At 49.7% G+C, this 21,007-nt stretch carries 16 protein-coding genes, 1 tRNA gene and 1 CRISPR repeat array; of the genes, 10 read left to right on the forward strand and 7 right to left on the reverse strand.

Annotated elements, in window-relative coordinates; translation table 11 throughout:
• Nucleotides 1-34 precede the first annotated feature (34 nt).
• The 4 genes from csy1 to cas6f are packed head-to-tail and all read left to right on the forward strand — an operon-like array spanning nucleotide 35 to nucleotide 3,990.
• Nucleotides 35-1,378 (forward strand): type I-F CRISPR-associated protein Csy1, encoded by a 1,344-nt coding sequence (gene csy1, locus LMG33818_RS09875; protein ID WP_442323219.1) that lies wholly within the window; start codon nucleotides 35-37, stop codon nucleotides 1,376-1,378.
• Nucleotides 1,365-2,339, forward strand: a complete 975-nt coding sequence (gene csy2 / locus LMG33818_RS09880) for a type I-F CRISPR-associated protein Csy2 (RefSeq protein ID WP_442323220.1) — start codon at nucleotides 1,365-1,367, stop codon at nucleotides 2,337-2,339. The genes csy1 and csy2 overlap by 14 nt, the downstream gene beginning before the upstream one ends.
• Nucleotides 2,340-2,379: 40 nt before the next feature.
• On the forward strand, nucleotides 2,380-3,417 hold the full coding sequence (gene csy3 / locus LMG33818_RS09885; protein ID WP_442323221.1) for a type I-F CRISPR-associated protein Csy3: 1,038 nt from the start codon (nucleotides 2,380-2,382) through the stop codon (nucleotides 3,415-3,417).
• 3 nt (nucleotides 3,418-3,420) lie between these two features.
• Nucleotides 3,421-3,990 (forward strand): type I-F CRISPR-associated endoribonuclease Cas6/Csy4, encoded by a 570-nt coding sequence (gene cas6f, locus LMG33818_RS09890; protein ID WP_442323222.1) that lies wholly within the window; start codon nucleotides 3,421-3,423, stop codon nucleotides 3,988-3,990.
• Between the two features lie 129 nt (nucleotides 3,991-4,119).
• Nucleotides 4,120-5,768: a CRISPR direct-repeat array (repeat unit 28 nt; unit sequence GTGAGCTGCCGCACAGGCAGCTTAGAAA).
• 131 nt (nucleotides 5,769-5,899) lie between these two features.
• Here cas6f and LMG33818_RS09895 read toward each other — a convergent pair.
• Nucleotides 5,900-5,976, reverse strand: a tRNA-Met gene (locus tag LMG33818_RS09895).
• A gap of 313 nt (nucleotides 5,977-6,289) precedes the next feature.
• Here LMG33818_RS09895 and minC point away from each other — a divergent pair.
• The 4 genes from minC to sbcB all read left to right on the forward strand — a co-directional run bounded on the left by minC (nucleotide 6,290) and on the right by sbcB (nucleotide 10,045).
• Nucleotides 6,290-7,030: a septum site-determining protein MinC gene (gene minC / locus LMG33818_RS09900; protein ID WP_442323223.1), complete on the forward strand. Its 741-nt coding sequence runs from the start codon at nucleotides 6,290-6,292 to the stop codon at nucleotides 7,028-7,030.
• A gap of 330 nt (nucleotides 7,031-7,360) precedes the next feature.
• The gene (gene minD / locus LMG33818_RS09905) at nucleotides 7,361-8,182 is read left to right on the forward strand and encodes a septum site-determining protein MinD (protein ID WP_442323224.1); all 822 of its coding nucleotides are present in this window, start codon (nucleotides 7,361-7,363) and stop codon (nucleotides 8,180-8,182) included.
• Nucleotides 8,179-8,436: a cell division topological specificity factor MinE gene (gene minE, locus LMG33818_RS09910; protein WP_442323225.1), complete on the forward strand. Its 258-nt coding sequence runs from the start codon at nucleotides 8,179-8,181 to the stop codon at nucleotides 8,434-8,436. Before minD ends, minE begins: the two co-directional genes overlap by 4 nt.
• 151 nt (nucleotides 8,437-8,587) lie before the next feature.
• Entirely contained in the window at nucleotides 8,588-10,045 is a 1,458-nt protein-coding gene (sbcB, locus tag LMG33818_RS09915) for an exodeoxyribonuclease I (protein WP_442323226.1), read from the forward strand.
• Nucleotides 10,046-10,248: 203 nt separating this feature from the next.
• Here the strand turns inward: sbcB and LMG33818_RS09920 are convergent, their stop codons facing one another.
• Complete coding sequence (locus LMG33818_RS09920; protein ID WP_442323227.1) at nucleotides 10,249-13,149, reverse strand: insulinase family protein; 2,901 nt, start codon at nucleotides 13,147-13,149, stop codon at nucleotides 10,249-10,251.
• A 593-nt stretch (nucleotides 13,150-13,742) separates the two neighbouring features.
• Here LMG33818_RS09920 and LMG33818_RS09925 point away from each other — a divergent pair.
• Both LMG33818_RS09925 and LMG33818_RS09930 read left to right on the forward strand, forming a co-directional pair.
• Nucleotides 13,743-14,354 carry a TetR/AcrR family transcriptional regulator gene (locus LMG33818_RS09925; RefSeq protein WP_442323228.1) on the forward strand — a complete coding sequence of 204 codons (612 nt, stop codon included), beginning with the start codon at nucleotides 13,743-13,745 and terminating at the stop codon, nucleotides 14,352-14,354.
• 41 nt (nucleotides 14,355-14,395) lie between these two features.
• Nucleotides 14,396-16,261 carry an MFS transporter gene (locus tag LMG33818_RS09930; RefSeq protein WP_442323229.1) on the forward strand — a complete coding sequence of 622 codons (1,866 nt, stop codon included), beginning with the start codon at nucleotides 14,396-14,398 and terminating at the stop codon, nucleotides 16,259-16,261.
• A gap of 21 nt (nucleotides 16,262-16,282) precedes the next feature.
• On the opposite strand, the gene LMG33818_RS09935 is transcribed toward LMG33818_RS09930, so the two are convergent.
• The 5 genes from LMG33818_RS09935 to LMG33818_RS09955 form a co-directional block, all read right to left on the reverse strand.
• The gene (locus LMG33818_RS09935; RefSeq protein ID WP_442323230.1) at nucleotides 16,283-17,596 is read right to left on the reverse strand and encodes a sensor histidine kinase; all 1,314 of its coding nucleotides are present in this window, start codon (nucleotides 17,594-17,596) and stop codon (nucleotides 16,283-16,285) included.
• The gene (locus LMG33818_RS09940; protein ID WP_442323231.1) at nucleotides 17,593-18,279 is read right to left on the reverse strand and encodes a response regulator transcription factor; all 687 of its coding nucleotides are present in this window, start codon (nucleotides 18,277-18,279) and stop codon (nucleotides 17,593-17,595) included. The genes LMG33818_RS09935 and LMG33818_RS09940 overlap by 4 nt, the downstream gene beginning before the upstream one ends.
• A gap of 15 nt (nucleotides 18,280-18,294) precedes the next feature.
• Nucleotides 18,295-18,633 carry a PepSY domain-containing protein gene (locus LMG33818_RS09945; RefSeq protein WP_442323232.1) on the reverse strand — a complete coding sequence of 113 codons (339 nt, stop codon included), beginning with the start codon at nucleotides 18,631-18,633 and terminating at the stop codon, nucleotides 18,295-18,297.
• Between the two features lie 79 nt (nucleotides 18,634-18,712).
• Nucleotides 18,713-19,960: an HlyC/CorC family transporter gene (locus LMG33818_RS09950; protein ID WP_442323233.1), complete on the reverse strand. Its 1,248-nt coding sequence runs from the start codon at nucleotides 19,958-19,960 to the stop codon at nucleotides 18,713-18,715.
• A gap of 238 nt (nucleotides 19,961-20,198) precedes the next feature.
• Nucleotides 20,199-20,912, reverse strand: a complete 714-nt coding sequence (locus tag LMG33818_RS09955; protein ID WP_442323234.1) for a cytochrome C assembly family protein — start codon at nucleotides 20,910-20,912, stop codon at nucleotides 20,199-20,201.
• Nucleotides 20,913-21,007 lie beyond the last annotated feature (95 nt).

The raw sequence follows: 21,007 nt of genomic DNA on the forward strand, positions 1-21,007 counted from the left end.
GAATGGACATGGCAAAAAGATTCCAGGAGATGTTATGCCCGAACCTGCCCCACCTTCATCATTGCGTGAAGCCATCGAAGGCTTCATCCATGAGCGTTTTTCAGCCAAGGCGGAAAAGCTATCCCCTGATGATCCCCAATATCTGAAACTTCAACAGCAATATGAGCCTCAAGCCTGGCTGGCAGACGCTGCCAAGCGTGTATCTCAATTGCAGGTCGTAACACATTCGCTAAAAGCCATTCATTCTGATGCCAAGGGGACCAACCTCTATGTTGATCCATCGGTATTGGATCAGGCCGGATTAGTGGGGAGTCATTGCCTTCCATCTAACTTCGGTGCAGATGTTGTGGGAGACGCAAAAGTACTTTATGTGTACAAGTTTCTCAAAACTGTTTGGGAAGAGAAAAGTCTATTGGAACGAGCGCTGGAAAACGATGAAGAATTGATTCAAGCGCTCAGTCATGATTCCGATCAAGCCAGTGAGTGGGTTAAGTCATTCGCCGGTATCATGGATGCGAAAAGGATTAAAAGCTCCCACACGAAAGGGAAACAGATGTATTGGCTGGTGGGGGATGAACCCACCAATGATCAGGAATATCGGATATTGGCTCCTCTTTATTCGACCGCTTTAATTCATTCTGTACACGCCAATATTAGTGAATCACGTTTCGGCGAAGATGCAAAAAACGGTAGAAAAGCGCGTAAGGATGGCAAATATTTTGATGGAAGCTATACGGATTATCCGCGTTTGGCTCTTCAGAAACTGGGTGGAGCTAACCCGCAAAATGTATCTCAATTAAATAGTGAACGCGGAGGGCAAAACTATCTATTGGCTTCCCTTCCTCCTGAATGGCAATCCCGCCATGTGTATGCCCCCATGCGTGATGCCTTTCAAAGTTTTGGTAGACGCCCCATGGTGTGGCGGGCATTGAATGAACTGGTGCGCCTTCTGGAGCGCGCGACTATCAGCAATATGCATATTCGTGATGCTCGCGATGATTGGGTTGCCATATTGGTGGATGAACTGATGTTATTCACTTTTGACATTCATGGGCTGGCACCGGGTTGGAGCAATGATGAAAAATGTGAATTGGTACCCGCTGAACAATATTGGCTGGATCCCGGGCGTGCTCTGCATGATGTGGAATTCAGAGAAGCCCGGAATCAGTCCGACTGGCATTCCAAGGTAAGTTTACGTGCGGCCAATTGGTTGAATGAACGAATGAACAAGTTGAGCTCGCTTGGTTTCGGCGATGCAGAGCATAAGCATTGGAGTAAGGAGTTTTCTCACATTATCACCGCTTTCCGGCGTCAACTTGATGATCTGGAGGAAGTATTGATCACTGAGGAAGAGGAGCTGGACGATGTTCAAGATTGATCACTTATTGGTACTCCCCAGGCTCTACATCCAAAACGCTAATATCATATCGAGCCCTATGACGTGGGGCTTCCCTGCCATGAGTGCCTTTGTGGGTTTTATGCACGCGTTGGAGAGAAAGCTACCGGATGATATTGGCCTTGTCTTTAATGAAATTGGTGTGGTTTGCCACCGTATCGAACCACAAGTGACCACTGGCACTTTTGTGAAAGGGTTCCATCTTACACGCAACCCAGTTGATAAATCGGGGAACGCCTCCGCTATCGTTGAGGAAGGGCGGGCTCATCTTTGTATCTCCCTATTGATTAGTGTTGGAGCGCAGGAGGGGAGCGATGACCTTCGCTTGGAAGAACGGCGCCAACAACTTGCCGACCAGATTCATGAGTTGGTTCAGGGAATGCGTATTGCAGGGGGAAGCGTCCTGCCGGTAGCGAATCCGAAAAGTAAACGATCTCGCCCAAAATTGGTTAGTTTTGACAGTGACGAATACGAAAAACGAGCACATGCGTGGCGCGTTCTCAAGCGCCAATTATTACCGGGATTCGCTTTGGTACTACGTGATGATGCGCTGCAACAACATACGGCAGCTCTCAAGTTGGAAAAGAGCTCAGCCACAGCGCTGGATGCCTGGTTGGATTTGTCTCGGTTGAACCATGAATGCCAGCGGGTAAGCGTGGAGACTGATGACGGGGATACGCGGGAACGGATTGAATGGACGGTTCGTAGGCCATTTGGCGGATGGTTAGTGCCGATTCCTGTTGGCTATGGTGCGATTTCGCCGCTCTATGGTCCGGGTGAGGTCGATAAGGCTCGCGATAACAGTACGTCTTTTCAGTTTGTTGAAACACTTCATTCCATTGGTGAGTGGGTAAGTCCTCATCGAATAAAAGATCCGTCCCAACTTCTTTGGTTTGTCGAGAACGAATTGGATCGCGGTATTTATCGCTTAAACAATACATAGTCTGACGCACTTAATTGATTTACTTCCAGGGGAATAACCTATGTCGACTAACGATAAGCCACTCAAAACAGCCTCTGTACTTGCCTTTGAACGTAAACTTGACCCTTCCGATGCACGTTTCAGCGCCGGATACTGGAATGACCGCGGCGCCTACACAAGCTGGCCAGCTGTGCCTGTACGGGAAAAGTCTGTTAGAGGAACCATTTCCAATCGCCTGAATGCCAAGAATCCAGACCCGGCAAAGCTGGATGCAGAAGTCGAAAAACCCAACCTGCAAACGGTTGATGTAGCCACCTTGCCGCACGATGCAGACACCTTGGCTGTTCATTTCACACTACGTATTCTTCCCGGTACAGGCCAGCCTTCTGCCTGTAACAATGCAGACTATCAGGCCAAGTTGAGCCAGACGGTGAATGGCTATATCAATGAAATTGGCTTTAATGAATTGGCGCACCGCTATGCATGTAACCTCGCGAATGGCCGTTTCCTTTGGCGTAATCGTATAGGCGCCGAGTCTATTGAGGTGATCGTGAGCCAGTCGCTTCAGGGGGAAGCAAAGCAGCAGTGGCGTTTCAATGCACAGGATTTGTCGCTCCGTGACTTTAATGGTAATGAGGATACCCGTGCCTTGGGAGCTCTTATCGAAAAAGCACTCACTGGGCAGCATTATTTATTATTGGATGTTGTAGCATTCGTACGTATTGGTGAAGGGCAGGAAGTATTTCCATCGCAGGAACTGATTCTGGAACGCTCCCGTGGAGACAAGAGCAAGACGCTTTATCGAATCGGGGAAGAGAATGCAGCGGCGATTCACTCCCAGAAAATTGGCAATGCGCTGAGAACCATTGATACATGGTATCCCCAACCGGAGAATAATGACGAGTTGGGGCCCATTGCAGTCGAGCCCTATGGATCAGTTACCACGCTCGGCTCGGCTTTCCGCCAGCCTAAACAGAAAATGGACTTCTATAACCTGCTGGATAACTGGATTTTGAAGGATAAGGTTCCCTCTGTAGAGCAGCAGCATTTTGTTATGGCCGTTCTGGTTCGAGGTGGTGTCTTTGGTGAAGCGGGGTAACTCATGGATCACTACCTGGATATCCGAATACTTCCAGATCCTGACTTCGTTGAAGGGACATTGATGGGAGTACTTTATTCCAAGCTTCACCGAGCCCTGTTTGATCTTGATGCTGACGATATTGGTATCAGCTTGCCGGATCACCGCACGGGTATCAAGGCGAGGACTCCCGGCAACCGATTGCGAGTGCATGGTCGACGTGAGCGACTTGAAGAATTGATGAATATGCCTTGGTACTTTGGGATGAGAGATCATATTCATGTGGGCGAGCTCAACCTCGTCCCTTCATCAGTGAGCTATCGCACGGTATCGAGACGTCAATTCAATACAGGTAGCCCTAGTAGAGTCAGACGTTTAGCCAAGCGCCATAATCTGGATATTGATGAAGCTCGGAAGTTGCTGGAAACACCCGCATCACGGAAGATCCCTTTGCCTTTTCTGCAAGTGCCGAGCCGATCAACCCGACAGCGTTTTGCCCTCTTTATAGAGCATGGTGAAGTACTCGAGAACCCACTCCATGGGAAATTCAATCACTACGGTTTGAGTCGTGAGGCGACAATTCCCTGGTTTTGACCCTTTTTTTGACGTGTGAAAAATATCCCCTTTTATCAATAGGTTATAAATTGGCTGGTAAAAAGGGGAAAAGTCATAATAAAGGGTATTTCTATTTGTTAGTCAAAGAGTTACTGTTTTTTCGTTCTAGTGAGCTGCCGCACAGGCAGCTTAGAAAAGCCAGTAATCGGAAAATTGACATCGATAATCGTGAGCTGCCGCACAGGCAGCTTAGAAATTGGCCGCCTACCAATAATCATCTAACTCTCGGTGAGCTGCCGCACAGGCAGCTTAGAAATTGCCAGTTTCAAGATCACGCCAGCGTTTAATGTGAGCTGCCGCACAGGCAGCTTAGAAAGTAGCGTGAATTGTTTGCAGGCACTGTTTGCAGTGAGCTGCCGCACAGGCAGCTTAGAAAGCCGGATAACGCCGTGGCGTACTACACATTTTGTGAGCTGCCGCACAGGCAGCTTAGAAAGTTATCGCTCCCCATTTTCGGCTTGCGTGATTGTGAGCTGCCGCACAGGCAGCTTAGAAACAGTTGGCACCATCGTATATCTCAGTCCAACGGTGAGCTGCCGCACAGGCAGCTTAGAAAGACACGCTGACCATAAGCCAGGTGGTCACTTTGTGAGCTGCCGCACAGGCAGCTTAGAAACTGGGTAATCAACACCTGTGCGCCGGATTCTTAGTGAGCTGCCGCACAGGCAGCTTAGAAATTGATCGGCATACTGGTTGGCTGATTTTAGGGGTGAGCTGCCGCACAGGCAGCTTAGAAAGCACAGCTGGTCTACAAGGCGCACCTACGGACGTGAGCTGCCGCACAGGCAGCTTAGAAAACCGCTCCCGGCAGCTGCAACAATTTTTTGTCGTGAGCTGCCGCACAGGCAGCTTAGAAATTTACCTTCGAAAGCTACACCCGTACTGCACAGTGAGCTGCCGCACAGGCAGCTTAGAAAAATGGAAACGGTGTCTGCCTCGTTTGCAACACGTGAGCTGCCGCACAGGCAGCTTAGAAACACTGAAATCCGCTAATCAGTACGCGGATCAGGTGAGCTGCCGCACAGGCAGCTTAGAAAAGCTCAATACCGAAGATACTGCAAAGCCTGAAGTGAGCTGCCGCACAGGCAGCTTAGAAAACTTAACTGCTAAAGCAATGCTTGACGGTCTCGTGAGCTGCCGCACAGGCAGCTTAGAAAAGCTCGTTGCTGCGATCATTGAGTGACTCCACGTGAGCTGCCGCACAGGCAGCTTAGAAACTCCCAAGAATCACGAGCCTTTCAAGTGTTATGTGAGCTGCCGCACAGGCAGCTTAGAAAATCGATCAGATAAACGCCTAGCACATCTGGAAGTGAGCTGCCGCACAGGCAGCTTAGAAATGTACTTCGAAGGTGTGGGAGGCTCTGACCGCGTGAGCTGCCGCACAGGCAGCTTAGAAATTCCAGCTCGGCCAAGATGATGATGGTAATGGGGGAGCTGCCGCACAGGCAGCTTAGAAAGCGCTCTCCACGCCCACGCTCACGGCGCAAGTGTGAGCTGCCGCACAGGCAGCTTAGAAAATTAGAATCATGAGTAAACGTTAAACAAAAAAGTGAGCTGCCGCACAGGCAGCTTAGAAAACGTTACCCGATCAGAAAAATATTGCATGATTGTGAGCTGCCGCACAGGCAGCTTAGAAAGGAGAGTACCAGCGCGCAAAGCGGCAATAGTAGTGAGCTGCCGCACAGGCAGCTTAGAAAGGGCAGCAGTAATGACGCCTATTGGGCATTACGTGAGCTGCCGCACAGGCAGCTTAGAAAAACGCGAATACAGCACATCTGAAACTGTATCTGTGAGCTGCCGCACAGGCAGTAAGGTTGAGCAACCAGATTTATTCATCTAAAAAACAAAAAAAGAGATCACGCTTTCACATGATCTCTTTCAAAAAACTTGGTAGCGGGGGCTGGATTTGAACCAACGACCTTCGGGTTATGAGCCCGACGAGCTACCAGACTGCTCCACCCCGCATCAGTGGATGTGCATACTACGCGCTGATGGTACAAACGTCAAGATCCAGGGAAAATAAAGTTCGTAAAGTCACCATGTTACGCTGCACTTGAATATAAAAATTGTTACCCTAGCCCTTACGTATGTGAGTCTGAGCTTTGGCGCTTGCAATGCGATGCCTTTATCAAGATGCAGTTATAAAGACATCATCATAAAGACGTTGTCACAAAATAGTGTGATGAGATGTTTTTATGGCTTTGCGGCTGTACAAGAGCTGATACACTCATACTCTAACAAGAGACAGGATGAGTTTACCCCAAGTGTGGAGCAATCAATGAGCGTAGAGCTGGATGCTGAGTCCGCCGCTTTTACCTTTAAGGGTGGCATGCTACCCATGACGGTACTTGAGCTGGCGACCAGTGACATTGCGCATATCGAAGCGCAATTAACAGGCAAGATCAGTCAGGCACCAGCTTTTTTCCAGCATACACCGGTGGTGTTGGGGGTTGAGCGCTGCCAGGGAGAGCCATTGGCGCTGGATCAACTCTGCGCGATGCTACGTCAGCATAAATTGCTACCTGTTGCAGTAAGAGGTGGTAATGATGATGTCAAACAATCTGCCTGGGCGCTGGGACTGGGATGGTTCCCACCGAATGAAGCGCGTACTCCAGCCATGGCTGAGCCGGTCGAGCAAGTGATTCCGGCCTCTCGGCGTGAAGAAGCCTCGCCCTCCCGTGAAGCACATGGTGCACGAGTATTCCGGGGTACAGTGCGCTCGGGGCAGCAATTAAGCTCACCCGAAGGGGATCTGATCGTTGTGGGTGCTGTTAATGCGGGGGCAGAGGTGCTTGCGGCAGGCAGTATTCATATCTATGGTGCCCTGCGTGGGCGCGCACTGGCAGGCATTCATGGGAATCTGGATGCCGCTGTATTTTGCCAGGAGCTGGAAGCCGAGTTATTGGCGGTTGCCGGTAACTATAAACGTTTGGAAGATATTCCGAGAGAGCTGATTGGGCGCAGTGTTCAAGTTCATATGGTGGACGATCAGCTCGACATCAGTGCTTTTGAAGAGTAAATGCGAACGCTTGTCAATGGTCATAATGCACGGCAACGCTTGACGCTTGGATACATAAATTAACCATTTATGCTCAACAAAAGCATTAATAATGTATACAGAGTCGTGAATTACTTGGACAATTGATAAAATGGATCTATAACTGGCTATAGCTAAATTAAAAAGCAGCTATTTGGTCATAAGCGTTCTGGATTAGCCCTGATTATAGGGCAATCACGAATCGATTTAGCAGCATCCAACGGGATTTCTCTTTCGAATCCTATCAGGGCCCTCGGCAAAGATGCCGGTCGCGGCCATGAGTCATGAATAGCGTCATACAGGAATCTAACCTTGGCCAAGATATTAGTAGTTACATCGGGAAAGGGCGGTGTTGGCAAGACCACCAGTGCAGCAGCAATCGCTACCGGGTTGGCTCAGCGCGGTAAAAAGACGGTAGTCATCGACTTCGACGTGGGGTTACGTAACCTGGACCTCATCATGGGGTGCGAGCGTCGTGTCGTTTATGACTTGATCAACGTCATTCAGGGGGAAGCCGGTCTTTCACAGGCATTGATTCGCGACAAGAGAATCGAGAATCTGTACATTCTTCCTGCGTCCCAGACGCGTGACAAGGATGCGCTGACGCTTGAAGGCGTCGAGCGAGTGCTTGAAACACTGGATGAAGATGGATTCGATTACATTGTTTGCGATTCACCTGCAGGGATCGAACGTGGTGCACAACTGGCCATGTATTTCGCTGATGAAGCTGTGGTAGTGACTAACCCCGAAGTCTCATCAGTACGTGACTCTGACCGCATTTTGGGGCTGTTGAGCTCTAAAACCCGTCGTGCTGAAAATGGCAAGGACCCGGTTCGTGAGTATCTGCTGATCACCCGTTATTCGCCTAACCGTGTAACTAGCGGTGACATGCTGAATCTTGATGATATTCAGGAAATCCTCTCTATTCCTCTGGTTGGGTTGATTCCTGAATCTGAAGCAGTATTGCGTGCCTCCAACCAGGGTGTTCCTGTCACCCATGATCTGGACAGTGACGCGGGGCAAGCCTATTCGGATACAGTTGATCGTCTGCTGGGTGAAGATAAACCCTTGCGTTTCCACGAAGAACAGAAGCGTGGATTCCTGAGCCGTATGTTCGGGGGAGGTCGTCGGTGAGACTGCTGGATTTCTTTCGTGGTGAGAACAAGAAGACAGCGTCTGTTGCCAAAGAGCGCCTTCAGATTATCGTCGCGCATCAGCGGGGACAACGTGGTCAGCCCGATTACATGCCGATGCTTGAGCGTGAGCTGCTGGAAGTGATTCGTCGGTATGTTGAAGTGGATCGTGATGCCATCAGCATCAATCTGGATCGAGATGCGGACTGCTCTGTTCTTGAGCTGAATGTCACGCTGCCTAATCAGGAAGATTAGGTAAACGTTTCCAAAGGATTCTAAAAATCAGGAGCAGGCTTTATTCTGTTCTCTCGTTGCCGATAAGTAAGGTATTCGCGATGCCTGCTTGTCGGCTTCGTCGTATTTGATACTCTTCATTTTTGTATTTCATCCAAGGCAGGTAGCGCTCGTGTCTGATATCAGTTTTCTTTTCCATGATTATGAAACCTTTGGAACGGATCCCAAGCGAGATCGCCCGGCCCAGTTTGCAGCTATCCGTACCGATGCCGAATTTAATGTTATTGGTGAGCCCGAGACACTGTATTGCCGTCAGGCCGAGGACTATTTACCACATCCACAAGCATGTCTGATTACGGGTATTACCCCGCAAACGGCTAATCGACGCGGTTTGCCAGAGGTTGAATTCGCACAGCGTATCAATGAATTGATGAGTGTGCCCGGCACCTGCTCGTTGGGTTACAACACGTTGCGTTTCGATGATGAAGTGACGCGGTTCATGCTTTATCGAAACCTGTTCGATCCTTATGCCCGTGAGTGGCAGAACGGCAATTCACGTTGGGATTTGATCGATGCTGTACGAGCCTTTTATGCGTTGAGGCCTGAGGGTATCCAGTGGCCGATGCGTGAAGATATCAATGGTAATAAGGTACCCAGTTTCAAATTGGATCAACTGACGGTTGTCAATGGTATTGAACATGGGGATGCGCACGATGCGACGGCGGATGTGTATGCCACCATCGAGATAGCGAAGTTGTTACGCACTACCAATCGCAAGTTCTTCGATTATCTACTGGCACTGCGCAATAAACATCGTGTCAATGAGCTGTTGGATATTGGCGCGCGTAAACCGATGGTTCATATATCGCGCCGTTATCCTGCTGCGAGTGGCTGTTGTTCATTGATTGTTCCGCTGGCTCGGCATTCAACCAATCCCAATGCGGTGATTGTGATGGATCTCACGGTTGACCCTCAACCCTTGATCGATTTATCGGTCGATGAGATCAGGTCTCGCTTGTTTGTGAGTCGTGAAGAGCTGGCAGAAGGCACAACCCGCATTCCCCTCAAATTGGTACATGTAAACCGTAGTCCAGTGGTGCTTCCCATCAAGGCGCTTGATGACGCGGCAGCAAAACGTTTGCATATTGATAAAGCACAGGCTCAACAGCACTGGCAAAGGTTGGTTCAGGCCGATGGTCTGGCTGAAAAGGTGGCGGCTGTCTTTAATGAAGGAAATCCGCCTTCCTCCAATGATCCTGACCTGATGCTTTACTCGGGAAACTTTTTCTCCTCTGCCGATAAACGTGCCATGGCTGAAGTGCACAAGTATGCAGGCTGGGATCTGGTCGGGTTGAATGTGCCCTTTCAAGATCCACGTTTGGAAGAGATGCTCTTTAGGTTACGGGCACGTAGTTATCCCGAGACACTGGAGGGTGAAGAGCGCGAGCGGTGGGATGCAATGCGTTGGGAGCGTTTCAATTCACCGGAGCTTTCTTCACTGACACTGCAAGGTTTTGCTCGTGAAATTGAGCGCCTGAATCAGGAAGTACAGGATGATAAAAAGCGCGCATTACTGGAAGAGTTGGTAATGCATGTAGAAGCGATTATGCCTGCGCAGGCGTTTGAATAACCCTATAAATGTAATCGGCCGTCAGTAGGGTGTAATAACAAAGGGAGCCTTGTGTGCTCCTTTTGTTATATAAAAGTTTGTTTTTAAAAGTGTTTCATTGGCGTGCTATTTTAAGCGTACTTCTGTCGATCCGTAGGCTGATATAGTGTGATATCAAGATTGTGATGGCTGATGGGTGAAGTAGGCTACCCCATGATGATTGATCATGCAGACTCCGAGTGTTCAACGGATGATACCGTACTGCCTTCCGATGAAGGTTCAGGATCATGGGTAATGAGTAGGGAAGGCGAGCGAATCAATTCTTCCCACGCTGATTGGACCTCTTTGGTATCAATGGTTTTGAGCGCGTCGTATAGCTGATATGGCAAATCGAACCCAATGTTGCCCAGTTCCAGCAACTGGGTCTGTTTGTCGGCTAATTCGCTCAAACTATCCTGACGCTGAAACCATTGTTGCACGACTGCTTTCCTGGCGAATTCCAGTTGTTCGTATGTGAGTGTTTGTAGTTGCCTTGTCATTAGTGCCATGAAGTCCAGCATCTGCTCGTTCAACGTATTGCTGGGGAAGTCGGATGATTCGATGAGCATTAATAATCCAGCTCTTGAGAAAACCGGATAATATTCAGCATTAACGACGTAGCCCAATTGTCGGTTAGTTCGCATGATGGTGTAAAAATTGGCTTGTATAAGCTGTTCAATCAATCTGGTTAACGCGCGCGATCGTAAATCCGTCTGTGGTGGCTGAAAATAAAGCAGTGCAGCGGAATCGGTGTATCCTTTCAGTGTCGGTTGCAGATGTATTTGTGAAGCGGGTAAGCTTACCGCTTCCAATACAGGAATATTTTTTAAAGGTACGCTTGGCTTTAAGCGCTTGTGTAATGTATTTGCTGTATGTATGACTGATTCCGATGTCACGTTTCCAATAGCTAATACCTGTACGTGTAGAGAGTTCAGCCATGCCCTTCTGAACTGCTCAAGCTCTTTTGGCTTCAGACTCTTGAGTTCAGCCAAAACGACTTTGTCTTCATCCCTATATGGGTTTAGCCTACGATCCAGCTCGCCAAGTAAAGCATTGTAGAGTTGTGGCTTTACCTTACCCTCTATTGACTGCCTATAGGCCGCCCGTGCTTCCTCGAATCCTGAGGGTGTGACAGGGGTGTTGATCAATGCATCCGTGAAGGTCGTGATGAGTTGTGATGAGCGGTCATTCCATACAGAGAAGGAGGTGGCGATACCGTCTCTATCTGTCCCGATATTCATGAATTGCAGCGCAAGTTGGGCGGGATGGTTATTTTTTTCCAGCGTTTGATTCAACCATTGCACCAACAGGGCAGTGAGCGCTCTATCATGTGGTGAGCGATGCGTATTCGGATTCATGAAACGGATACGCCATTCCACACGGGGTGAGTGGTAGTGATTGTCCCCTTGATACCAGACATCCATGCCTTCTTGATTGATCAACCGGCGAGGGCGGTAATCCTGTACTGACAGCATCGTAAGCCGTTGTGGGATAAATTTATTCTGCTTCGGTAAATTGAGGGGCGTAATGTGTGTGCCTTGTGGCCATTGTTGGACCTTCTCCCACCGGTAGCCTACATGATATCGGGGCGAATAATGCGCCACTTCAACATTCGGCCCATTGTAGAGTTGAAGCATGTTTTCAGGTGTTAGATATCGCATGAATGTCGCCAGGGACTCTGCTGTTGTGGTATGGCTTCTTAACGTTGTGATATTGATTTCACTTGCTGGTGTATAGGAAAGTGTGCTGCTCAGCTCACTGGCTGTCTCCATATCACTGTGTGGTTGATATAAGGAAAAATGGAGTGCGGCCAAGCGCGCATTTTCTGCATTTCGTGATGAAGTCACAGAGTGCGTTTGGATCAGTTCCATGTAGTCGAAGAATGTCGTGCGAATGTCATCAATGTGAGTAATGCCTTCTTCTGTCAATTGAAAGTCGACATACATTAATGCTTGTTGTTTGTCTCTCACGGGAAGATCAACGTCCAGCTGTGATACCCAGCCTTTTTCCATTAAACGAGTTGTAAGCGTACCTTCCCCCTGATGACTGATCAGTGCACGGACAAAGTCGTACGGCACATGTTGCGGTTGTGACGTGGGGTCGGGAATCGGGAAATAGAAAACAAGATGATGACTTCCTGTCTCTGATTCGATGCTCATGCGTGCAGGTAGCCTGTCAGGAGAAAGAATAGGGGGGAATGGGGCGCGTTTGGGAAGATGATGATTCGGTATTTCTGCAAAATATCGTTTCGCATACGCTGTCATTTCTTCCAGTGTATGAGCGCTCATGATGACCAACTGCATTCTATTGGCACTGTAATGCTGTTTGAAGAATTGCTTTAAAGCCTTCTTGAGGTGCGAGGGTGAACCGCTCAACGTGGTCATATCACCTACCACGGATTGAGTGATGGGGTGCTTCCTTGAGCTTGCCTGCCATAGGGCATCGTAGAAACGATAACTGTTATCACTAAAGGAAAGCTCGTACTCGGACTTCACTGCGAACCGTTCACGTTCAATGAAGTGTTCGCTCAACAGCGGAGCGATGAAAAAACGAGAGAAACGCGCCAAGGCTCCAGATAGGCCATCTCGAGCCACTTCAAGTCGATAATTAGTACGATCAAAGTCGGTATAGGCGTTATCGCGTCCGCCATATGCATGAATATAATCGCTAAACTCGGATGCTTCGGGATAGTGATCGTTTCCTAAAAACAGCATATGTTCGAGGAAATGTGCGAGCCCCGACTTGTTCGTTGGCTCATCGGCACTTCCTGCCTCAACATTCATGGCGACAGCGCTTTTCTCTGCGGTAGGGTCTCTGACCAATAGAACCTTTAGTCCATTTTGCAATGTCAAATAACGGTATTCACGTGGATCATTTGCGCTTTTATGTATGTAGGGGGATGCTATATCCATCGGAGGAAGAGCAAGCATGTTCCCCTCCGCAAAGGGTGGGATTGAAGATCCCGCATCCTGAATATCTTCAGCGCTCACATATGGAGGAGCAAAGCAGCTTGCCAGGTAGATGCCCAGTCCGCCCAGTAAAAGGCGAAGACTATAAAAGAAAATAGGGTTAATTGAGCTGGTCATGCATATACCCGTAACAGAGCCGCGGTAGCTTCTAACAGTTAGCTTCAAACAGTTGGCCCCAGGTAGTTGGTTTCTGACAGGCGGCACCCCTAGGGAGTGCTTTCAGGAGCTCACTGTTGGAAAGAGTTGCTGTAGTAACTATTGAAAAAAGGAGAAAGAGGGAAGGAGCTAGTGCTGCTTGTGGCACCCATCCGTATTTGAATGGTGCGTTATAGCAGATACATCTTTACGTAACCTAAAGCGAAACTTGCTTCTTCGGCGTGTCAAATGACTATGGTCACTTTTTCTTTTCAGGCTTTTCATTTGGTAACACTTGCTTTGCGCCGTGCGCTTGCGGGAACGGTTCTTCATATAGAGAACAACATTTATCGCCCAATGGTAATTGGGGCTTTTCGATTACGTCGAACCTGTATACCGGGTCAGCTCGTCTATCAATGATGATTGTCTTGTCGACGAATTTGTGCTGAATAAATTCTTTTTGAATATGGAATAAACGTTAAAAGAGATTGTATCTTGCGTTTCGTTTGTGTATCTATATGATACTGAACACTGTTTTTTAAATTTGCATTTTCATTGATAATCGGGAGAAAGCCATGGCACGACCGCGTCAGCGAGCACCTGAAGAGCTGCATGCGCAGGTGATGGCGGCGTGTGATGAATGGTTGCAAACGCAACCTGTTCAAACACTTTCCCTGCGTTCGATTGCCCGCTCACTAGGGTGTGCTCCCAGTACATTGCTCAAGCTCTATGGCAGCTTCAATAATTTGCTACAGTTTGTGAATGTCGATACGCTCAAATTACTCAGTGAAGGTATTGAAAGCAGTACGGACGCCAGCCCCGAAGAACGTATGGGGGTGTTGGCACATAGTTACTGGAATTTTGCCAAGCATCATCCTCATCGCTGGCAGTTGCTATTTGAATTTCCGTTGGCGCAGGAAGGGGAACTTGATCAACGTCAGAATTCAGCAATCGAGGCCCTGTTTATCCGGGTGGAAGCGACACTCAAGGAGCTTCGTCCCGAATTAAGCAGCCGTGATGCGAACCGTTTGGCACGTACCTTGTGGGGAAGTGTGCATGGTTTGGTTCAACTTGGCATGACTGAACGTCTGGGCGTTTTTGAAGGGCAGCCGGTCAAGGTGGAGGTCCTCCTTGATCAATTGATCGCCATGACGCTCGCGGCGCTCGGAAATCGCACGTTGATTTAATGAAGAAAAGGCCTTTTCCTGTACCTTCCTCTGAAGGCTTGATGCAATCACGCTTTTTTGCCCCTTTTTTCTGGGCTCAAGCGGCCAGTGCGTTCAACGACAATTTTTTCAAGCAAATTCTGCTGCTGTCGGTTACCTATGTGGCTGTTCCTGACAAGGGGTGGAATGCCGGATTTGTTAATAATCTGGCAGCAGCCCTCTTTATCCTACCCTTCTTGCTCTTCTCGGCGACCGGTGGGGTACTGGCTGACAGCATGGAGAAAACCCGTCTGATTCGCCTTCTAAAATGGGTAGAACTGGTTGCCATGTGCCTGGCCGCGGGAATGCTTCTGATTCACGCTTATATCCCTCTATTGGCGCTGTTGTTGGTAGCGGGTATTCAGGCAGCCCTCTTTGGTCCCGTCAAATACGCCATACTCCCCCAGCATGTGCCGGGTGGATTGCTGGTGAGTGCCAATGCCTGGATCGAGATGGGGACATTCCTTGCCATCCTGTTGGGTACGCTCCTCGCTGGAGGGCTGTTTTCCTCATCAGAGGGGGCCTCCCTCCTTATGGGCGGAGGAATGATCGTTGTTTCCCTAATGGGACTTCTGGCGGCCTATCGCATTCCTGAAGCACCGCCAATACATTACAGCCCTTTAAAATGGCAACCTTTCAAGCAAAGTGTGGATGTCATGCGTTCGGTTTGGGAGCAGCCGCTCCTTTTTCGCGCAGTGCTGGGTATTAGTCTCTTTTGGTTATTGGGAACCAGCTATCTCACCCAGCTGCCTCTTTGGGCCGCAACAATTGCGCATGGTGACAGCGCGACAGTCAGCTTCATGCTGGCGGCATTCGCACTGGGTATCGGTGTTGGGGCACTTTGGTGCTCACGGCTTTCCGCAGGACGTACCGAGGTCGGGATTGTCCCCTTCGGTGCTTTGATTATTGGTTTTGCCGGTTTTGATTTTGCGCATCATAACGCCTTCATTCATAACGATCATATTCGTGCCCTGAGTGAGTTATTGGGGCATTGGCGTATCTGGTGGTGCTTTATTGATTTAGCACTCGTGGGTGTGGGTGGGGGGCTCTATATCATTCCGCTCTATATGATCCTGCAAACGCGTAGTGCCTATTACGAACGTTCACGCATTATTGCCGCCAATAACATCATGAATGCTCTCTTCATGATTTTGGCGACAGGCCTTGGTGTGTTGGTATTAAGCATTATGGGGGCCTCAATCAATGTCTTTTTTTCATTGATTGCGTTTATTGCGTGGGTAATATGTGCGGTTATTGTGGTCAATAATCCGCGTCCCGGTATCCGTATTTGCATGTTTATTGCGTTAAGGTGCTGCTATCGGTTGCGCCTTACCGGGCGGCAGAATATCCCGTCGGAAGGCGCTGCGCTTGTTGTATGCAACCACGTGAGCTATATGGACGCCCTTTTGCTGGGGGGGACCAGCCCGCGATTGCTGCGTTTCATGATGGATGCACCAGCCTATGAATCACCCTGGTTGAATTGGTTCTGCCGTTTGGCGGGGGCCATTCCGGTAGACTTGTCAAAACGCAATCCCAAAGATGTGCGTCGAGCGCTCAATGAAGTCAGTGCAGCCCTGCGTAATGGTGACGTGGTGATGGTATTCCCTGAGGGAAGGTTAACGCGCGATGGCGAGGTGGGGGACTTCAGACGCGGGATTGAAAAGATGTTGGCTCAGGATCCGGTGCCCGTGATCCCGGCTGCCACCAGCGGGTTATGGGGATCATGGGGTTCTTACAAGGCCGGCAAACCTTTCATGCGCTGGCCAACACGCTTGAGGCGACGCGTACGCATCGGCTTTGGTGCTCCCATAGACCCGCGTACACTGGATCGGTTCGAGCTTAGGCGGCGTGTCATTGAGTTGAAAAAAGAGTTGGGCGGCGGCAAATAGCGGTTATAACTGTTTCAAAGCTTAATAGGGGAGCGAAACAACCACTTTCAAACCGCCCAACTCACTATCATCCAGCACTAGTTGCCCTTGATAATAGCTAATTACCTGTTCAACGATTCCCAGTCCCAAACCATGTCCAGCTACCCGCTCATCCAGCCGTGTTCCCCGATTCAGTACACCTTCACGCTGGGCCTGTGGAATACCCGGGCCATCATCTTCTACTTCAATCGTTAAGTGATCGCGATGATCACAAAGGCGGATCACCACACGGGAGTGCGCCCATTTTCCGGCATTGTCGATCAGGTTACCCAATACTTCCAGCATATCTTCATGTTCCCACGGGAGGGTAGATGGAATGTTGTTCAGGAAGTGATTGAAGGTGATATGCGGATAGAGTTCCTGCAGTGTTGTGAGCAGTTCGGGAAGTGCATCATCCGGTTTGAATTTCGTTTTTGAAGACGAGTCGCGTGTATCCAGCCGTGCGCGCTGTAGCTCACGTTCTACCAGTCGATGAATTTCATTTAACCGTTCACTCAATGTTGTCCGTATTTCAGGTAACGCATCCAATTCACGACGGGCAATGACGGCTTCCATCACCGCAATGGGCGTTTTCAGCGCATGTCCCAGGTTACTAGTACCATCCCGTGACCGGTTCACCACATGTTCGATACGCTCAAGCTGGTGATTGAGCTCAGAGACAACCGGAGCGATCTCTTCTGGAACACGTGTCTCGATCTTCATCCGGCTTCCATCATTCAGCTGAGTAAGCTCCTGTCGAACACGCTGAAGAGGGCGTAGGCCGATACGAATGACTTGCTGTTGCACAAAGACCAACAGCAATGCCATGGCCCCTCCCAGTAGCCAAATTGACATGCGTAGCCAGTTTAGGCGCGCAGACACGGCGGTATAGTCGAGTGCAGTAGTCACATCAATTTGATGGCCATGGCGGGTAAACTTGCCCCGCCACACCAGCAGCTGCTGTTTTTCAGGCCCCGGGTGCAGTTTATGTGAAAGCCCATAGCCCAGTATGGGAAGCCGTTGATCCCAAAGTGAACGAGAACGAATCTCTCGATGGCCATCTATTCGAATACAATAGTAATAGCCGGAATAGACTCGATTGTAGGCATCCATGAAGGGAATGACGCCCGCATAATGATCCGATTGGGTGTCCAGCAATTCAGTCGTGACACCCACAGCGGCATCCTGCAGGCGTTCCCCCAGATAGCCGCGTATGGCATGGTCAAAGAGAAGAACGCTCCCATGCGCAAGCAAGAGCATGACCGCCAGCCCGGCGATCAGAAGCCCCAAACCGAGACGACGTGTGAGTGAGATCACTCGGCGACGGGCTCGGTATTACCGCCGAAACGATATCCCTGGCCGCGCTGCGTGACGATAATGCTGCGCCCCAGCTTCTGGCGAAGGTGGTTGATATGCACTTCGACCACATTTGGATTTCGTTCGTGTTCGCTATCGTAGAGATGATCCAGCAGCCTGTCCTTGGGGATGACATGTTCCGGATGTAGCATCATATAGCGCAAGATCGAGAATTCCGCGCGCGTCAGGCTTACAGGTTCCGGATGGGATATGGTCGATACGCACTGGCTGGCTTCATCCAGAATGACACCCGATACCGACAGACGGGGAGTCGGATGTTGTCCATGACGGCGGCGCATAAGCCCTTGCAGACGGAGTAGAAGTTCATCCGGATGGAAGGGTTTCGGCACATAATCATCCGCGCCGGCACGCAGACCGGTAATGCGCTCGCTCCAACTCGAACGTGCCGTCAGAATCAGTACTGGGGTGTCCAGCCCCTTGGCTCGCCACTCTTCCAGTAGCTGCATACCCGGGCGACCGGGCAGCCCAAGGTCAAGGACGATAGCATCAAAGGAAATGTTGGTGGCCATAATGGCGGCATCGCGCCCATCAGTACACCAGTCGACTGCATATCCATGCTGGCTGAAGAGAGAATTCAACTCGTCAGCAAGAGGAACGTTATCTTCCACCAATAATAAACGCATCTCGTAACTTCCTGTTTATTGCCTGATCAACTCGCCTGTAGCTGCATCGATAAGCACATCATGGACCTGGTCTTTTGCATCCAGTATCTCTAAAAGGTAGACATAACGTAGGTGGCAGCGTTTCAACGACGCCTCTAGCATTTTGTCGGATAATGCCATATGCGCTCTTTCGAGCACTTTCTCCAGTGGGAGAATATTTCCATTTTGCGTAAGCTGTAATGCCTCATTCTGATTCAGGAAAAGATAGTGCGCGTTGCTCTTTATGTCCTGGGCTCCCACCGTATACGAGGCAAGAAAAAAGCACAGCCCTGTAATGCACGGGATGGGTCGCCAGGGCAACATCGATAGCGGCATATGACACTCCTTCCATTGACAACAATTTTGGACATAAGTGTCCGAAGGAAAGAGGCCTTGTATGTGCTTCGACTATTACCTAGAAAACGCGGCAATAGGCATGTGCGATCAGGTTTTCCTTCAATTCGGTTACCTCAATGCAATAGTCGCCCAAATGCAATGAGACAGGCCCCTGAGGAATGGTTTCCAGTGTTTCGGTAATCAATCCATTCAGGGTACGTGGCCCCTCTGTGGGTAAGTGCCAGCCCAGTAATCGATTGATTTCCTTGAGCGACATCCTGCCCTCAATGAGATACCCGGCTTTGTAAGGCTTCAGCTCACCGCTGGATGGTTGTGTCTGGGAGGTGAAATCGCCCACGATCTCTTCCAGAATATCCTCAAGCGTCGCCATGCCGACTACATCGCCGTACTCATCTACCACTATGGCCAGGCGTTTGTGCTGGGTCTGGAAGTAGTGGAGCTGAGTGTGCAACTGTGTCGATTCCGGAACGAAATAGGGTTCCGAGACAACATCTTTCACGTTCTTTTTCAAATCACCGGGCGTACCCAACAATTCAGCCAGTTTCCGGCAATGCAGAATGCCGACAATATTATTGATATCGCCTTCGTATACAGGAAAGCGTGTATGTTTCATGTGCAAGAGCTGATGGCGAATCGTCTCTTCATCATCATGCAAATCAATGCCTTCCACATCATGACGATTGATCATGATGTCATTGATGGTCGTCTTGTTCAGGTCGATGATCGACATCAGCATGGCTCGGTGACGGGAAGGAATCAGGCTTCCTGCTTCCCCGACAACGGTTCTCAGCTCCTCCGGTGACAGCGCTGATTCATCCGGCTTGATCTTGCCGAGCCCACACATCTTCAACAGCGCATTTGAAATGCCATTGACCATAATGACCAGCGGTTTGCAGATGCTAAGCATGGGGGCCAATACGCGTGCACAAGGATATGACACGCGCTCGGGCTGCACGGCGGCCCATGTCTTGGGAATCACTTCCCCGAAGATCAGCATCACGACGGTCAAGACAATCGTTGCGATAACGGGCGCCGAACTGCCTGACACAAAACGCATGACGAGTACCGTCGCCAATGAGGCAGCAAGGTTACTCACCAACGTATTGCCTATCAAAATCACGCCGAGCAGCCTGTCAGGTTGCTTGATCAGTGAAAGCACTCGCGCCGCCGCTTTGTTCCCCTTCTTTGCCAAGTGGTTCAGGCGATACCGGTTGACGGCCATCATGCCTATTTCGGAAAAGGAGAAAAACGCACAGGCAGCAATCAACAAAATGACGTAGAGCGTTAGTAGTGGTGTTCCGCTCATGCTGCAACTCCCTCACTGAGGCAGGAAGCAGCAGTTGTTGTCGTGATGTGCCAGTCAGGCCCATACATGTTCATTGGCATTATTTCCTCACAATGCGATGTTTTAAGGGGGCTGCACTTTCGGGTCAAGTAAATGCCCGTAATCTTAAGGCTGAATAAATATTCATGATGTTATGTGCAGAGGTTTTGGCATATAAATGCAGCGTATTCAGGGCTGCCATAATCATTAATGATATTGGCTATTGAACGAAAAGCAGTTGACTACTGATAAAGATCAACAAAATGACCGCAACGCCGATAAGTGTCCAATAGACCGCTTGTCGACCACGCCAGCCTTTGTAGCGGCGCCAGATCAGTAAGCCGGCGAAGATCACCCATGCGAGCAGGGAAAGTAGTGCCTTGGAGGTAGAAAAATGCCCCGGAAAGTCAGGGTCAAATACCGCGCCGGACACAATAGAAATCGTCAGGAAGATGATGCCCAGCCCCAATAGCGCTGAAAGCAGGTTTTCCATGCGTGTCAATGGGGGTAAAACCTGAATGATGCCACGGAATTTACCGCTTTTCAGTGCGCGATATTGAAGCGCTATCAGACATGCTTGTGCAGCGGCAATGGCAAATAGGGCGAATGCGAGTATTGAGCCGGCAATATGCGCCAGCACACCTATAGGATACTGGCTGTAATTCAGCGAAGCCGGCAGCGCGATCTGTGCAAGTAGGCAAATGGCGCTCAGTGGCAGTAATACGGAAGAGGCCGCAATCAAGGGAACGAACAAACTGGTCAAGAGCAAAAGCAGTGTGGTGAGCCAGCACACCAGGCTCAAGGCTTCGAGTATCCCCAGATTCAGAAAGCCATGATGATGATAGACCATAAGGTAAATGACGATGCCGTGAAAGAAGGTGCCGGCAAGCCCTGATATACGAATCAGGGCCGGATGAGGTTCTGAGGTCCGCATCAGCACACACGCCTGCCATATGCCGCTTGTCAAATAAAGCAGCAGGGCGATGAGAGCAAAAGGTAGCGCATGGCTGAACGTCATCACGGTCTCGC

The organism is Cernens ardua (genome assembly GCF_051251085.1).
Classification (GTDB): Bacteria; Pseudomonadota; Gammaproteobacteria; order Pseudomonadales; family Halomonadaceae; genus Cernens; species Cernens ardua.

Excerpts from the sequence above, each read along its gene's own strand:
- cas6f (WP_442323222.1), top strand. The coding sequence starts at position 3,421 with ATGGATCACTACCTGGATATCCGAATACTTCCAGATCCTGACTTCGTT.
- csy1 (WP_442323219.1), top strand. The coding sequence starts at position 35 with ATGCCCGAACCTGCCCCACCTTCATCATTGCGTGAAGCCATCGAAGGC.
- minC (WP_442323223.1), top strand. The coding sequence starts at position 6,290 with ATGAGCGTAGAGCTGGATGCTGAGTCCGCCGCTTTTACCTTTAAGGGT.
- LMG33818_RS09940 (WP_442323231.1), bottom strand. The coding sequence starts at position 18,279 with ATGCGTTTATTATTGGTGGAAGATAACGTTCCTCTTGCTGACGAGTTG.
- LMG33818_RS09945 (WP_442323232.1), bottom strand. The coding sequence starts at position 18,633 with ATGCCGCTATCGATGTTGCCCTGGCGACCCATCCCGTGCATTACAGGG.
- LMG33818_RS09950 (WP_442323233.1), bottom strand. The coding sequence starts at position 19,960 with ATGAGCGGAACACCACTACTAACGCTCTACGTCATTTTGTTGATTGCT.
- LMG33818_RS09955 (WP_442323234.1), bottom strand. The coding sequence starts at position 20,912 with ATGCGGACCTCAGAACCTCATCCGGCCCTGATTCGTATATCAGGGCTT.
- csy2 (WP_442323220.1), top strand. The coding sequence starts at position 1,365 with ATGTTCAAGATTGATCACTTATTGGTACTCCCCAGGCTCTACATCCAA.
- LMG33818_RS09925 (WP_442323228.1), top strand. The coding sequence starts at position 13,743 with ATGGCACGACCGCGTCAGCGAGCACCTGAAGAGCTGCATGCGCAGGTG.
- csy3 (WP_442323221.1), top strand. The coding sequence starts at position 2,380 with ATGTCGACTAACGATAAGCCACTCAAAACAGCCTCTGTACTTGCCTTT.
- LMG33818_RS09930 (WP_442323229.1), top strand. The coding sequence starts at position 14,396 with ATGCAATCACGCTTTTTTGCCCCTTTTTTCTGGGCTCAAGCGGCCAGT.
- LMG33818_RS09920 (WP_442323227.1), bottom strand. The coding sequence starts at position 13,149 with ATGACCAGCTCAATTAACCCTATTTTCTTTTATAGTCTTCGCCTTTTA.